The 14,440-nt window shown below is 57.6% G+C and carries 9 protein-coding genes and 1 pseudogene; 5 read left to right on the plus strand and 5 right to left on the minus strand.

The annotated features are described in order from the left end of the window. Positions 1-65 precede the first annotated feature (65 nt). Both ACK3EW_RS02665 and ACK3EW_RS02670 read left to right on the plus strand, forming a co-directional pair. Entirely contained in the window at positions 66-1,313 is a 1,248-nt protein-coding gene (locus tag ACK3EW_RS02665; protein ID WP_493807118.1) for an IS256 family transposase, read from the plus strand. Between the two features lie 7 nt (positions 1,314-1,320). Next, a complete protein-coding gene (locus tag ACK3EW_RS02670; protein WP_493808336.1) occupies positions 1,321-1,779 on the plus strand; it encodes an aspartate/glutamate racemase family protein in 459 nt (152 codons plus the stop codon). Positions 1,780-1,882: 103 nt separating this feature from the next. On the opposite strand, the gene ACK3EW_RS02675 is transcribed toward ACK3EW_RS02670, so the two are convergent. Both ACK3EW_RS02675 and ACK3EW_RS02680 read right to left on the minus strand, forming a co-directional pair. Further along, positions 1,883-2,680 carry an IS5 family transposase gene (locus ACK3EW_RS02675; protein WP_493808337.1) on the minus strand — a complete coding sequence of 266 codons (798 nt, stop codon included), beginning with the start codon at positions 2,678-2,680 and terminating at the stop codon, positions 1,883-1,885. Between the two features lie 61 nt (positions 2,681-2,741). Continuing rightward, positions 2,742-3,531 (minus strand): annotated as a pseudogene (locus ACK3EW_RS02680) (IS3 family transposase); the annotation flags it as partial. 481 nt (positions 3,532-4,012) lie between these two features. On the opposite strand from ACK3EW_RS02680, the gene ACK3EW_RS02685 reads away from it, so the two are divergent. Together ACK3EW_RS02685 and ACK3EW_RS02690 are read left to right on the plus strand one after the other, a co-directional pair. After that, a complete protein-coding gene (locus tag ACK3EW_RS02685) occupies positions 4,013-4,627 on the plus strand; it encodes a transglutaminase-like domain-containing protein (protein WP_493808338.1) in 615 nt (204 codons plus the stop codon). A 137-nt stretch (positions 4,628-4,764) separates the two neighbouring features. Next, entirely contained in the window at positions 4,765-5,499 is a 735-nt protein-coding gene (locus ACK3EW_RS02690; protein ID WP_493808339.1) for a proteasome-type protease, read from the plus strand. A gap of 10 nt (positions 5,500-5,509) precedes the next feature. Here ACK3EW_RS02690 and ACK3EW_RS02695 read toward each other — a convergent pair whose 3' ends face one another. From ACK3EW_RS02695 to ACK3EW_RS02705, 3 genes are all read right to left on the minus strand, one after another. Further along, positions 5,510-6,388 (minus strand): transglutaminase family protein, encoded by an 879-nt coding sequence (locus tag ACK3EW_RS02695; RefSeq protein ID WP_493808340.1) that lies wholly within the window; start codon positions 6,386-6,388, stop codon positions 5,510-5,512. 3 nt (positions 6,389-6,391) lie between these two features. Continuing rightward, entirely contained in the window at positions 6,392-8,728 is a 2,337-nt protein-coding gene (locus ACK3EW_RS02700) for a circularly permuted type 2 ATP-grasp protein (RefSeq protein ID WP_493808341.1), read from the minus strand. 78 nt (positions 8,729-8,806) lie between these two features. Beyond that, entirely contained in the window at positions 8,807-12,112 is a 3,306-nt protein-coding gene (locus ACK3EW_RS02705; protein ID WP_493808342.1) for a transglutaminase family protein, read from the minus strand. Positions 12,113-12,602: 490 nt separating this feature from the next. On the opposite strand from ACK3EW_RS02705, the gene ACK3EW_RS02710 reads away from it, so the two are divergent. Next, positions 12,603-13,997, plus strand: coding sequence for an amidase family protein (locus ACK3EW_RS02710; protein ID WP_493808343.1), 1,395 nt, complete (start codon positions 12,603-12,605; stop codon positions 13,995-13,997). Positions 13,998-14,440: the final 443 nt, after the last annotated feature.

The raw sequence follows: 14,440 nt of genomic DNA on the forward strand, positions 1-14,440 counted from the left end.
ACGGCGGTGCATCTGGTTGGTTTGTTGTTGCGACACAAGCCACCATCCAAAGGAGCACCACCATCATGGACGACGCTACCATCATCGATTTTGCGGGTCGAGACGCCATCACGGACCCGCTGACAGACCTTCTGCGAAAAGGAGCCCGGGAATTGCTTCAGGCCGCTGTTGAAGCTGAGAGAGACGCCTTTCTCGCCGCGTTTGCTGAACGCCGGACAGCAGAAGGCCGTGCTGCGGTTGTTCGCAGCGGATATCATCCAGAGCGCGCGGTGCAGACCGGGATCGGACCGGTCACGGTGAAAGTGCCGAAGGTACGGGCGAAGGACGGCAAGCCCGTGACATTCCGCTCGGCGCTTGTGCCGCCCTACGTCCGAAAGGCCAAAACTATCGAAGCCGCGCTGCCCTGGCTCTATCTCAAGGGTATCTCGACAGGCGAAATGGGCGCGGCTCTGAAGATGCTCTTGGGCCCGGAGGCAACCGGTTTCTCTGCCAAGACAATTTCACGTTTGAAAGGCCAGTGGGCGGCGGAATACAATGATTGGCGCAAGGCCGATCTGAGCCGTGACGAGTGGGTCTATATCTGGGCGGACGGCATCTACAGCGGGCTCCGTGACACTGATGATCGGCTCTGCGTGCTCGTTGTGATCGGGGTCAACGCCCGTGGCGAGAAGCACTTTCTGGCCATTGAAGATGGCGTCCGGGAAAGCACGCAAAGCTGGCGCGAGGTGCTTCTCGGCCTCAAAGCCCGTGGGCTCGCTGCTCCGAAGCTGGCCACCGGTGACGGGGCCATGGGGTTCTGGGCGGCATTGGAAGAGGTTCTTCCAACCACGCGCCAACAGCGCTGCTGGATGCATAAAACGGGCAATGTGCTCAATTACCTCCCCAAGCGCACCCAGCCCAAGGCTAAGAAGATGCTTCACGACATCTGGCAGGCCGAGACCCGCGAGGATGCCCATGCTGCGTTCGATCTGTTCATCGAAACCTTCGAGGCGAAATATCCGAAGGCGACCGAATGCCTGATCAAGGATCGGGATGAACTGCTGACATTCTACGACTTCCCAGCCCAGCATTGGCAGAGCATCCGGACGTCAAACCCGATCGAAAGCGCGTTCGCCACGATCCGGCACCGGACCAAGCGCACCAAAGGCTGTCTCAGCCGGGACGGCATGCTTCACATGATGTTCAAACTCGGACAATGCGCTGAGCAAAGCTGGCGCAAGCTGCGCGGCTTCGTTCATCTCGCCGACGTCATCCAGGGCGTCGATTTCGTCAACGGCATCAAGCCAATAAACCAGCAGCTAACCGCCGCATGATGATCGCTTGGGCACCAGATTTGACAATAACTCGCGGTTTGCCTTCGTCACCTTCAGCAAGCATCTTGTGCCGTGGTTTGAAGAGCAGGTTCGTATTGCAGGTATGGAGCATCGCTTTGGTGGAACGAGCACGCCAAACGAGCCTATTTCAGCAATTTCGTACGTGGCTCAGGACTTGAGGCAGCCTCTGATTGAGACATGCCTGCGCGCGGCCCTCGAGGCTGATGTGCTCATCCTTGGGGGCGTACCCATCGCGGGGCTTGCCAAGGACATCAAAGGAGAAATTCCCCGTATTCTGATCGATCCGGTTCAAGCCGCCGCAGTTCAGGCCGTTGCGCAAGTCTGGCTATTCCCTCAAGGAGCGTCCCAAGGCGGTTTCGCCCGGCCTGCTCCAAAGCCAAACACAGGACTTTCAGCGACCCTCAGCGACTGGATCGCAAACCAAGATTCGGTTGGCCATAATTAGAATTTTTTGCTTTGCCTTAGATTGATTGAGTCACTGCAATCATGCAATCGCCATTGTTGCGTCACTCACGCCTGAGGCAGGATGGCCCCTTTCCCCGTGAGCGTCATGCCACGCGGACGATCTCAGCATTGCCAAGCGCATTGAAGCGGTTGATGAGGGCGATGCGGATGTGGATTTCGGCGGTCTGGCGGTCGGGGTCTCTGGCGGCGATGCGTTCACCGAAGGCTTTGAAGCATCGCATCTTGGCCTCGATCTGGCTTCGGAGATGGTATCCTGTACATCGCTTCCAGAACGCCCGGCCGTAGTGCCGTGTAGCGCGCAGGGTTTCGTTCCGGGCGATTGCGGCCGTGCAATCCTCCTTCCACGGACGACCGTTCTTGCGGATCGGGATGATCGCGGTGGCCTGCCGGTCGATGATGGCAGTGTGGCAGCGGCGCGTGTCATAGGCGCCGTCGGCGGTCACCGTGCCGATCTTCTCGCCCTCGGGAATCTGGTCGAGCAGGTCTGGCAAGACCGGGCTGTCGCCATCGCTGCTGGGGGTGAACTCGACTGCCCGGATGTCCGAGGTGGTGGTGTCCATGGCCAGATGGACTTTGCGCCATTGGCGTCGGCGCAAAGTGGTGTAGTCGGGAACCGCCCAGCCCAGACCCGATATCTTCAGCAAGCTGGCCAACATGCCGGTCGTTTGTCGAAGCGGAAGCTTGAAGAAGACCTTGATGGTCAGGCAGAACTGGATCGCCGCATCCGAGAACACCGCCGGACGACCGGGGCTGCCGTCATGCGGCGAAAGCCAGGTCATGTCCTTGTCCAGCCAGATCAGCAGCGACCCGCGCTTGCGTTGCGACGCCGTGTAGCTGGACCAGTTCGTGGTGCGATAGCGGGCGGGTGATGGCTTGCTCATGCGCCCCGTCTAACCGCATGGATTCATTATGTGAATCCTCAACGGTTGGAGTTCCGCAACAACGCCGATCGACGCGTATCATGAGCGCCTCCCTAGTGTATTCGTCAATGATGTTCAGTGTCCGATAGACCCGCCCGTCAGCGGTTCGATCCTCGACGAAGTCGTAGGACCAGACATGGTTGGGGCGCTCGGGCCTGAGGCGCACGCAAGAGCCATCGTTCAGCCAGAGCCGTCCCGTCTTTCGTTGCTTTTGCGGGACCTTCAGCCCTTCGCGTCGCCAGATGCGCTCGACCCGTTTGTGGTTAACACACCAGCCCGCGTTGTTGAGCAGGTCGGTCACCATCCGATACCCGTAGCGCCCGTACTGATCGGCCAGCTCGATGATGTCGTCGGTAAAACGCTGTTAGTCGGCCCGGCCCTGCGGCACCTTACGCCGCGTGGATCGGTGCTTGCCAAGTGCGCCGCAGGCACGAAGCTCTGATATGCCCAGTTCCTGCCGCACATGGTCGATGCATTTTCGGCGACGCGAAGGATGAGACCATTGTCCGCCATTGGTCCGACGACAATGGTCGAATGAAGTTTCCCTTTGCAGCCTCGGTCAGAATGAGCTTGTCCAACGTCAGGTCTGATACGGCGCGCCGCAGCCTTTGGTTCTCTTTCTCAAGCTCTTTCAGCCGAGCGAGTTGCGACCGCTGCATCCCGCCATAAAGCTTGCGCCATCGACAAAACGTCTGCTGTGTCACGCCGATCTGACGCACCGCCTCCGCGACCGTGGCCCCTTGGCCTTGCAGAACTTCAACCTGCCGCAGCTTCGATACGATCTCTTCGGGCTTCTCTCGTTTTCCAGCCATCGCCGATCTTCCAATTTACGGGACAATCTATCCCAGTTGGTGGACCACTTTCAGGGGGCTACTCATTCGCGGTAACCGCTCGACAAAGGGTTGGCGGTCTTTCTAATCACCAACAGCAGCAATGCGTGCTGTGTCTCCTGAAAACGTCCTCGTTTATGGATAGAGTTTCCCGCTAGATTTCCCTCGGCCACAAGACTCTCAGCGACAGGTTTTGGAGCAAAACACGGTGCTGTCGGCAATTGTGTCGACACCTGAGATATAGACTGCGATATATCCCCTCTCTTTCTCATTTTATTGACTCGGAGTGTATGCGGTGTTGCTCAACGTGAAAGCTTGTCTTGTTTATACCGCGCCTCAAGAGTGCGATGCGTTGCTTCAGTTGGAGCCAACGACAGATGGGGGACAGCGCTGTGACAACCCGCGTCTGTTGCTCTTGTCGGGTTCCACCTTGAGGCTGGTCGAGGGTGAGGATTCGATAGGCGTGCGCAGATGGATTACGGTGAGCAACCGGTTGGATTGCATTTTTGAAGCGCAGGTGGACGTGCGCAGAGTCGCGGCTAATCTGGACGAGCTAGAGGAAACACCGCGATACCAGCTTCCCAGCTCGGTTTTGCAGTACCTTATGACGTCGCGCTACTGTCAATCTGACCTGTTTCTGGATTTTACAGCGTCCCAATTTCCTGGCTTATCGGGCGGTGCGTTGGTGCGGTCGATGAGCGATTGGGTCACGTCAAACTTTACCTACGACATTTTCACGAGCAATCCTGGCACCACTGCGACCGACAGTTTCTCGTCCTTGCGCGGGGTGTGTCGGGACTACGCGCATGTTCTGATTGCACTTGTGCGCGCCATGGGCATTCCCGCACGTTTCGTCAGCGCCTACGCGCCGGGCGTTAGGCCACAGGATTTTCACGCCGTGGTCGAGGTGTTTCTTGACGGCGATTGGCACCTTGTCGATCCGACCGGTATGGCAACGCCGTCGGACATCGTGCGGGTGTGTGTGGGCCGGGACGCAGCGGACGCGTCATTCCTGACGTCTTATGGTGCGCTGAACCTGCAAGAGCAAAGCGTTCAGGTGGAACGCGTGTCGACCTAACGCGCGATTTTGTTGTCCGTCACGTCACATTGCAACAGGCCGCGCCGAAAAGCGCGGCACCATTGTTGTATCGTCTTTGTTTCGAGACTAGAGCTTACGCGCAGCCTGATGAGCCTGCGTATTTTCTTGGATCAGAAATGACTTATTGCGTCGGCCTCTACTTGAACCGTGGTCTGGTTTTCATGTCCGACACCCGCACCAATGCCGGGGTGGACAACTTCTCGACGACGAAAAAGATGTTCTCTTGGGACGTGCCTGGCGATCGCGCAATCACCATCATGACCGCGGGCAATCTTGCCACGACCCAAGCCCTCATCAGCATTCTTGAGGAACGTTCGAAAATCCCAGCTGAACGCAAGCCGACGATTCTGGAATTGCCCACAATGTTCGAGGTTGCGCGTTTTGTAGGTGCGACTCTGAAGCAAGTGATTCAAGGTGGAGGCGGAGACGGTCAGTCCGCAACGTCCGCCTTCAAGGCGTCCGTGATCGTGGGCGGTCAGATCAAAGGCGGGATGCCAACGCTGTTTCTTGTCTACCCCGAAGGTAACTTTATCGAAGTGACCGAGGATGCCCCGTTTTTTCAGATCGGTGAAACGAAATACGGCAAACCAATCCTTGTCCGCGCCTATGATCCAGACATGTCTTTCGAAGACGCGATCAAGCTGCTGATGGTGTCGTTTGATTCAACCATCAAAGCGAACCTGTCAGTTGGATTGCCTTTGGACATGCAGTTCTACGGCAAGGATAGCTTTGCGCTTGATACCCAGCCGCGTGTGACAATCGACGACCCTTATTACCAATCGATTAGCACAAATTGGGGCGATGCGCTGCGCAATGCCTTGATGCATTTGCCGAGCTACCAGCGCAAATAGGGTCGCGTCTTTAGCCCGCTATTGCGACATCCACGGCCTGCGTGTTTTTCTGACCGCCCGACGACCTGAGGTGGCCGCGCACCGGCGCAACATCGGAATAATCGCGACCATAACCCGCGACGACGTGGTCGGTGCCGACAAGCGTGGCATTGGTTGGATCGTACTCGATCCAACCCTGTAGATGCCCGCACCATGCGCGCACCCAAGCGTGCATTGCATCGACCCCCTCAAGCTTGACGCTACCGGGTGGGGGCAAAGTGCGTAGATACCCGCTCACATACCCGGACGGAATGCCCAGCGACTGGAGGGCAAGGATCATGATATGGGTGAAATCCTGACAAACCCCGCGCTGGAGCCGGAACGCGTCCGCTGCGTCCGTATCCACAGTTGTCGCAGTTGCATCAAAGGTCATGGTATCGTGTAGCGCTTTGCCAATTTGGATCACGGTTTCAACGGCACTTGCTTCCGGCCGGTAAAGGTCTTTCGCAAAATCTCGGATTGCGGAGTTCGGTGGCAGACGGGGGCTTGGTCCAAGGAAATGAAGCGGCGACGTTGGACCAAGATCGGTTAGGGTATCGTGGTCAGACCGCAGGCGTTGAATGCTCGGAGAAAGATCCTGCCAAAGCGATGGGGCGTCCATTTCGACGTGGCAGGAAAGGCGGATCGACATTTCTTTATGTTGATCTCGGTGCGCGCAAGAATGTGTTGTGTTGCCGAAAAAATCCAACCCCTCAGCCTTTGATTCAGGCTCTGGGAAAACCTCTAGCAGATGGGTTGTCAGTTTTTGCCGCCCCAGCAGAGTTCGTGGTAATACACGGATCAGATGACGGCTGTTTGCAGCCGGAAGGTCGTAGTAATGAGCAATCGTCAGACGGATGCTGTACTTCACGGGTCAAGCCAGATGATATTTGTTGAGCGTGTCGGAAATGGACCAAATGTCTTGTTTGAGCCGGTTCAGCCCCTTGGATGATATTGCTTCAGGTTCGCTGGTCGCCAGTTGTGTTTCGAGCAGCAAAACCTGACGCGCCACGTGGCTCATATGGTGGTCTTCTTGTTGGGTGGGAAGTTTAGCGATATGTTCTTTGGTGCGTGTGATGTGATAGCGGACCGCACGTGGATTGCTTGGGTCTAGCGCCAATAGATCAGTGACCGATCTGGCGTTCGCGGCAATTTGGAACCGGGTGCGATGTGATACAACGCTGTCCCCGATTTCCAAGGCAAGATCCAAAGCGCCGCTTGATGGTTCGGTTGACAGGCAAGCGGCCAGCAGGTCACACATGTTCGCTGCACGCTCAAGAGAGGTGCCAATGCTCAGGAACCGCCATCCATCAGAGCGGTACATGTTTTCATGCACAAGACCTGCAAACCCTGTGACCTGGCGCAACAGGCGGCTGATCTGAACTGGCGTGTCCTCAAGCTGGACATGCTGTCGATCAAGCATCTTTGCGTCTTGAACAAGCCCACGCAGTGCCATCATCCCATCGGGCGAAAAACGGTCACTGATCCGAGACGCCGCTTGCAGTGCTAGTTCCAATGGTTCGCCAAAGCGTGCGGCGATAGCAGACGCTTTTGGCTCTACACCAGCCATCAATTGGTCGCGGATAAAAGTCGGTATGATGTCCGAATGATCAACACCATCGCATATCCGCGCGAAATACGCCCTGAATAGCCGCATGTTCTGTTCAGAGCGTTCCACGTAGCGCCCTAGCCAAAACAGGTTATCAGCAGCGCGACTGGGGAGGAGTGCATGGGGCAGACTGTGTGGTATGGCTGTTGGGGATACCGACAAAAGGCTTGGCGTCTTGACCTGCCTTGGACTCGTGACCCAGACATCTGCCACCTTGCCGCCTCGCTGCATTGCAAGCGCTTTGGCATCATCACCAGCGCTGATCCGTGCGTAGCCACCCGGCATCACGGCCCAGCCTTCTTCAGTGCGGACCATGGAGATGCGGATACACATGGGGCGGGCGACCATCTTGCCATCATCCCAGGCCGGGGTCGTCGACAAGGTCACGGCTTCTTGCCCAACAAGGTTATGCCCGCTGGTCTTGATCTTATTTGCTAAGTGCTGTGGATATGAAACGTCGCTAATTTCGCTGAAATCTCTTGTCCGAGGGTCAGCCATCAGTGGTGCTGTCGAAAAAGCGTCTCCGACCATCATCCGTTCGATGTTGGCGATGACGTGATCACGTTGGCTGTCTTGGCCGCACCACCATGTCGCAATGTTGGGTAGTGCGAGACCGCGTCCCAAACGAGCCCGCGCGATTTTTGGGATAAAGGCCATCAGCGCGCGCGTCTCAAGCACGCCCGCTCCGACCATGTTCACCGTCCTGAGAGTGCCAGTGCGGATTGCCTCGACCAATCCTGCTGCACCCAGCATGGATGATGAGTCCAACTCAAGCGGGTCGAACATTGTGCTTGGCAGTCGGTTCCAAAGCAGAGCTATGGGTTTCAATCCGCCGACCGTGCGCACCATTGCTTTGCCGTCCTGCACGATCAGGTCTTCGCCTTCGACAAGCAGAAGCCCCAAATAGCGTGCCAGATAGGAGTGTTCGGGGTAGTTTTGATTCATCGGCCCCGGCGACAGCAACGCGACTTCACCGGAGCTGCGTCCGCGCATATTCATCAATGTTTGCTGAAATTCCTGAAAGTACCCCGCCAACCTATGGATATTCGCGCCAGCAAAGAAGTTTGGAAACACGCGGCTCATCGCTATCCGGTTTTCAACGGCAAACCCAACAGAAGAAGGAGCCTCAATCAAATCACTGATCACCCACCACTTCCCATCGGGGCCACGCCCAATTTCAAACGACAGGGTATTCAGAAGATGCCCGCCTTGCTTACTGACCCCGACCATGGGGCGCAGCCAAGCGGGATTCCGACTTAGCAGTTTTGCAGGCAATTGACCCGAGGCCACCAACGTATTGTCGCTGTAAAAATCCTGAAAGATGTATTCCAGCAGATCCGCTCGTTCTATCAGTCCGTCGGAAATGACCTGCCATTCGTCTTCGCCGATGATTACAGGAATGTGGCTGAGCGGCCATTCGCGTTCTGTCGACAAGGTCTCGTCGTACTGGCGGTACAGGACGCCAGCGTCACGCAGATACTGGTCCCCGCGCAAAAAACGTTTGCCCAGCTCATCGGGCGAGAGGCGGCTAAGATGGTCAAAGAAAGATGCCCAGACGGGTTTGACCGTCCCATCTGGACGCAGCATTTCGTCATTTAGCATTGCACCTTGCGCACAATAGGACGCGAGCAGCTCATGCCCGATTTGTCCGCTTGTGAAAGGCTGGGGTGATTGCATTGCCTACAAGCCCGCCCTGCGGCGCAGGTCCAGCGTCATAGGAAACTCAGGATGCGGCCGCTCGGGAGTCGGAGGCTGTGTTCCGGCGCTATGCCCCATTTTTTCAAATCTGCTCAACCGCCGCGCCTCTGCCTCGTTTCCATTTACGGGGAAGGTTTCAAAATTGCGCCCGCCGGGGTGGGCCACATGATACCGGCACCCGCCCAGCGCCTTACCCGTCCACGTATCGAAGATATCAAACGTCAGTGGCGCGTCCACCTCTAGAACCGGATGCAGCGACATTGCTGGTTTCCACGCCTTGTAACGCACTCCGCCGACCTTGGTTCCGTTGGAGGCCGTAGGCGTCAGGGGAACGGTCCGGCGGTTCGCAGTAACGGTGTAGCGATCGGGGTTGGCCCCGGTCAGCGTGACCTGGAGGCGCTCGGTCGAGCTGTCGGTATAGCGCACAGTGCCGCCAATCGCACCCGTTTCGCCCATAACGTGCCACGGCTCTAGAGCTTGCCGCAGTTCAAGCGTGATACCTTCATAAGTGACCTCTCCGCAGAAGGGAAAGCGGAATTCAGCCTGTGCTTTGAACCAGTCGGGGTCAAAGGCCATGTCATGGGCACGAAGGTCCCCAAGCACCTCAAGGAAATCCTCCCAGATGAAGGCAGGCAGCATGAACCGGTCATGCAGAGTGGTGCCCCAACGGGTGAGATTGCCGCTGATCGGATCGTCCCAGCAGCGTGCAATGATCGCCCGCAGCAACAATTGCTGCGCAAGGCTCATGCGCGGGTTGGGCGGCATCTCGAAACCGCGAAACTCTACAAGGCCGAGCCGCCCAGTTGGTCCATCGGGAGAGAACAACTTGTCGATGCAAATCTCAGTGCGGTGTGTGTTCCCCGTCACATCAATCAGCGCGTTACGCAGCAGACGGTCCGTCAACCATGGCGGCGGAGGAGTGGCCTCCGTTGGAGGCCAGATCTGATCCAGCGCAATTTCCAGTTCATATAGCCCGTCATGGCGTGCCTCGTCGATGCGCGGTGCTTGCGACGTAGGACCAACAAATGTGCCAGCGAATAAATATGACAGACTTGGATGACGCTGCCAGAACAGGATCAGGCTTTTCAGCAGATCGGGGCGTCGTAAGAACGGGCTGTCATTCGGTGTCGCCCCGCCGACAACAACATGGTTACCGCCACCGGTGCCGGTATGCCGTCCATCTGTCATGAACTTATCGGCGCCAAGACGGCATTGGCGTGCTTCTTCATACACCGCTTCGGTGGTGTCCACACAGGCTTCCCAACTTGCGGCTGGATGAATATTCACCTCGATCACACCGGGATCCGGGGCGATGCGCATCACCTCGACACGTGGATCGTGTGGCGGGGCATACCCTTCGATCAGGACTTTGCGGCCCAGGGATTTGGCTGCTGCCTCAACGGCTGCGATCAGCTCAAGATAGTCTTCGAGCTTTTCCACAGGGGGCATGAACACGCAGAGCCGACCGTCGCGCGGTTCAACCGAGATAGCAGTGCGCACGCGTCCACTGAGATCACCAAGGGTTTGTTCGACCTGTTCCTGCCCTGCACTGGCTTGGGTACGTTGTGCGACAGGTTGATCCGGGTTCGCCGGGTGCGGGAGCTGTTCGCGGGGCTCTGTCGGATCTTGGGGGACAATGAAAGGATAATCGCTTTCGGGGATATGCGGCAATGTCCCAAGCGGTAGTCGGTAGCCTACGGGGCTGTCACCCGCCACCAGATACACCTTACCCCGGCGCAATTCCCATACTTCCGACATCCATCGGCTTGATGCACGGGCTTGCCAGCGCTGCACCGGCAAAACGTATCCCGCTGGGGTTGTCAGACCGCGCTCAAACACTTTGGCGATACGTGCGCGCTCTTCCGGATCTGCCAGTTTGGAGTTTTCCGGCGTCACATTTGCGGGCAAGTTGCCTTCCTTGATGATCCACTCGGCGGGGTCTTCGAAAGCTGGCAGCACGTTTTGTGTCGGCACCTCAAGACCGGCTGCAATGGCAGACAAAAGTGCGTGTGCGTCATCTGGACCAACATCTTCATGTGTGTCCTCTTTCGCCAATAGGTCCGGATTGTGCCAAATCGGTTGGCCGTCCTTCCTCCAATAAAGTGAAAAGGTCCAACGCGGCAGGGTTTCACCCGGATACCATTTGCCCTGACCATAGTGCAAAAGCCCACCGGTCGAGAACCGGCCCTGCAGGCGGCGCATCAGCTTGTCGGCAAGCCCGCGCTTTGCAGGGCCGACAGCGTCCGAATTCCACTCAGCGCTTTCGAAATCATCAATCGAAACGAAGGTCGGCTCACCGCCCATGGTCAACCGCACGTCACCCGCTTCAAGCCGTTTGTCGACAGCTTGACCGAGTTTGTTCAAAGCATCCCAAGCGTCATCCGAAAAAGGTTTCGTAATACGCGGATGCTCGGCGGTGCGCGTCACCTGCATGTGGAAAGAAAAATCGACCTCCGCCATGCTTGCGGCGCCCGAAATCGGGGCCGCATGGCGATAATGCGGTGTGGCTGCCAGAGGGATGTGGCTTTCGCCAGCAAGCAGCCCGGATGTCGGATCAAGGCCAACCCAGCCCGCGCCGGGTAGGTACACCTCGACCCAAGCGTGCAGGTCAGTGAAATCCTTGTCCGTCCCGGCTGGACCATCGAGCGCCACGAGGTCAGGTTTCAACTGGATCAGGTACCCGGACACAAATCGTGCGGCGATACCCAAGTTTCGAAGCACTTGGACCAGCAGCCAGCTGGAATCGCGACACGATCCGGCGGCACGCCCAAGCGTGGTTTCAGCGGTCTGAACTCCTGGCTCCATGCGAATTTCGTAGCCGATTTCATTTGCCAAACGCATGTTCAGCCCGACGAGAAAGTCGATCGTCACCATTGGCTCGCGCGAGATGGTCTTGAGGAATTGCTCGAGCAGAGGGCCAACGGCATCGCGCTGCAGATAGATGCTCAGGTCTGGTGCGATGTCGTCATCATACCGGAACGGAAAGTCCTTTGCGCTGTCTTCGACAAAGAAATCGAACGGATTGTAGACGGACATATCCGCGACCAAGTCGACTTCGATTTTGAACTCGCGCACCGGCTCGGGGAACACGAACCGCGCAAGCCAGTTGCCGTACGGGTCTTGTTGATGATTGACGAAATGATTTGCCGGCGAAACGCGTAAGCTGTGCGATATGACCCGCGTACGCGAATGTGGCGCTGGGCGCAGGCGGATCGATTGCGGGCTCATCGTGACCGGACGATCATACTTGTAATGCGTCAGATGGTAGATGCTTGCGGTGATTGACATGAAGGCACTCCTTAACCGTACCATGGTGAGTACGCCGCATCGCAGCAACCATGAATCGGTAAGCGTAACGGTCTTTTTCAACAAACAGCAGCGCAAGGATCGGACAATTGTACTCTTGATCTCTCTCGGCGCGGGTCAAAAATCTCAGGAATAGATTCCACCAGCGCCCCCTGACAAAGTGCTGCGGGGCTGATCAAATTCTGCTTTGGGAAAACGAGATCGTCGCGCCGTGTACATTGATTGGACCTGTCGCGGTTTCGTGCAGCCCCAAGTGCGCGTTTAGCCACCTTTCGTTTGAAAGCGACGGGGCTTTTCCCGCCCAGTGCTGAGTGACTGTGGGCCTGTCTTTGGTGATAGATGACCAGTTGAAATCGGTAGACGATGAGAACACGTCGCCGGTTCGCCTGAAGCTTCATAAGACAATCCAATCGACAAAGACCAAAGGGCCTGCCACTTTCCTGAAACAACTGGGTGTTCCACTGGAGGAGCTATGGCAGAAATCTGGGAATGGACGGCGACCCAAATCGCGGAGCATGTTAAGGCGCGTAGGGTGTCTGCTGTCGAGGTGACGCAGGCGCATCTTGATCGGCTGACAGCCGTGAATCCGGCCATAAATGCGGTGGTACAGGAGTTTCCCGAAGAGGCACTTGACGCGGCCCGGCTGGTTGATGCCGCCCTCCGCAGGGATGAGGACCCCGGAGTGCTTTGTGGTGTTCCTGTGACGATCAAGGTCAATGTCGACCAGAAAGGCCATGCCACGACCAACGGCCTGCGAATACAGGCGAATGTTGTTGCGTCTGACGACAGTCCAGTGGTGTCCAACATCCGCAGGGCAGGGGGTATCATTCTGGGCCGGACGAACACGCCTGCATTTTCTCTGCGCTGGTTTACGAATAACGCCTTGCATGGTCAGACCCTGAACCCGAGGAACCGCGAGATCACTCCTGGTGGGTCTTCGGGGGGAGCCGCTGCTGCGGTTGCAGCAGGGATCTGCGCCATTGGGCATGGCACCGATATCGCCGGGTCCATTCGGTATCCCGCCTATGCCTGTGGCTTGCACGGGCTGCGTCCAACCACGGGCCGCGTGCCTGCCTATAACTCCAGTGCGCCAGACCGATTTATCGGCGCCCAGCTCATGGCGGTGTCGGGGCCGCTGGCCCGGAGCATCGACGATCTCGATATCGCATTGGCCGCCATGTCGGCGCCCGATCCAAGAGACCCGTGGTACGTGCCTGCACCAGCGACCAGCATGGATTTCCCAAAGCGGGTGGCGCTTGCTCTTGCGCCCGATGGCATGCCGGTATGTGGCGAAGTGGCCGCCGCCTTGCAGGATGCAGCTGCCCGGCTCAAGGATGCGGGATGGATCGTGGAAGAGGTGGCGTGTCCACCTATGCGCCGGGCTGCGGCGATCAATGCCTGTCTCTGGATGGCCGAAACACAGTTTGGTGCCGCTGACCTATTGGCGCGCGAAGATGAAGCGGACTCGCAGTTTGTTTTTGAATGCATGTCCGAGGATGCGGGCGAGGTCGGTTTCACATCGCTGATGCAGGCGCTGCAGGCCCGTGCAGCCCTCGTGCGCGAGTGGCAGGTGTTCCAAGAAACCTATCCCGTACTCCTATGCCCGGTTTCGGGCGAACTACCCTTCGACCAACAGATCGACGTCCAATCTAAGGAGAGCTTTGCCCGTGTGTTCGAAGCGCAGCTGACGCAGCGCGCGCTTCCGACACTCGGTATGCCAGGGCTTGCTGTCGCGACCGGGAATGAGAAGGGCCGCCCCGTGGGCGTTCAGCTTATCGGCCCCCGGTACCGCGAGGACATCCTGCTTGCCGCTGGACGCGATATCGAGGCTGTGGGCAACCCGATTGGGGTGTCCGATCCTTCTTAAGGAAGGGACACTACGTCCAGTTTTCTGATGCAAATCAGAACCCCCAAACTGGGCCGAGCCGAACTACGCGGACAGGGCCTCAAGCCGGTTTGGTGCGTCGTCGCGGGTCCCGCCATTGCAGCAGGATGTCGGCGATCAACACGTACGGCACGCAAGACGCGACGACCTGGAACTGGTCTAATAGCCCAGTGAACTCCTTGTTGCAGGCGATAGCTCCGGTGGTCGCGTTCCAGATGGCGCAATGAATGCAGTAGACACACGACCAGACCGCAAGGACGATCAAGCGAACGGCCAAACCGAAATCGCAGCGCATGTCGTTTGCCTTCGCACAAACGACCTCTGCTTGGATCGAAAACTGCGCATTTTGCGCAACAGGGCCAATTTGCCGGATAAGGAAATTGTGGCTTTCAGCGTTTAAAGGCACTCACAGGACATGTGTGCCA

This window comes from Marivita sp. NO-S04, from assembly GCF_059070475.1.

Bases quoted from the DNA above. Each gene is read 5' to 3' on its own strand.
- ACK3EW_RS02665 (WP_493807118.1), top strand. From the start codon at position 66: ATGGACGACGCTACCATCATCGATTTTGCGGGTCGAGACGCCATCACG.
- ACK3EW_RS02675 (WP_493808337.1), bottom strand. From the start codon at position 2,680: ATGAGCAAGCCATCACCCGCCCGCTATCGCACCACGAACTGGTCCAGC.
- ACK3EW_RS02690 (WP_493808339.1), top strand. From the start codon at position 4,765: ATGACTTATTGCGTCGGCCTCTACTTGAACCGTGGTCTGGTTTTCATG.
- ACK3EW_RS02700 (WP_493808341.1), bottom strand. From the start codon at position 8,728: ATGCTAAATGACGAAATGCTGCGTCCAGATGGGACGGTCAAACCCGTC.
- ACK3EW_RS02705 (WP_493808342.1), bottom strand. From the start codon at position 12,112: ATGTCAATCACCGCAAGCATCTACCATCTGACGCATTACAAGTATGAT.
- ACK3EW_RS02710 (WP_493808343.1), top strand. From the start codon at position 12,603: ATGGCAGAAATCTGGGAATGGACGGCGACCCAAATCGCGGAGCATGTT.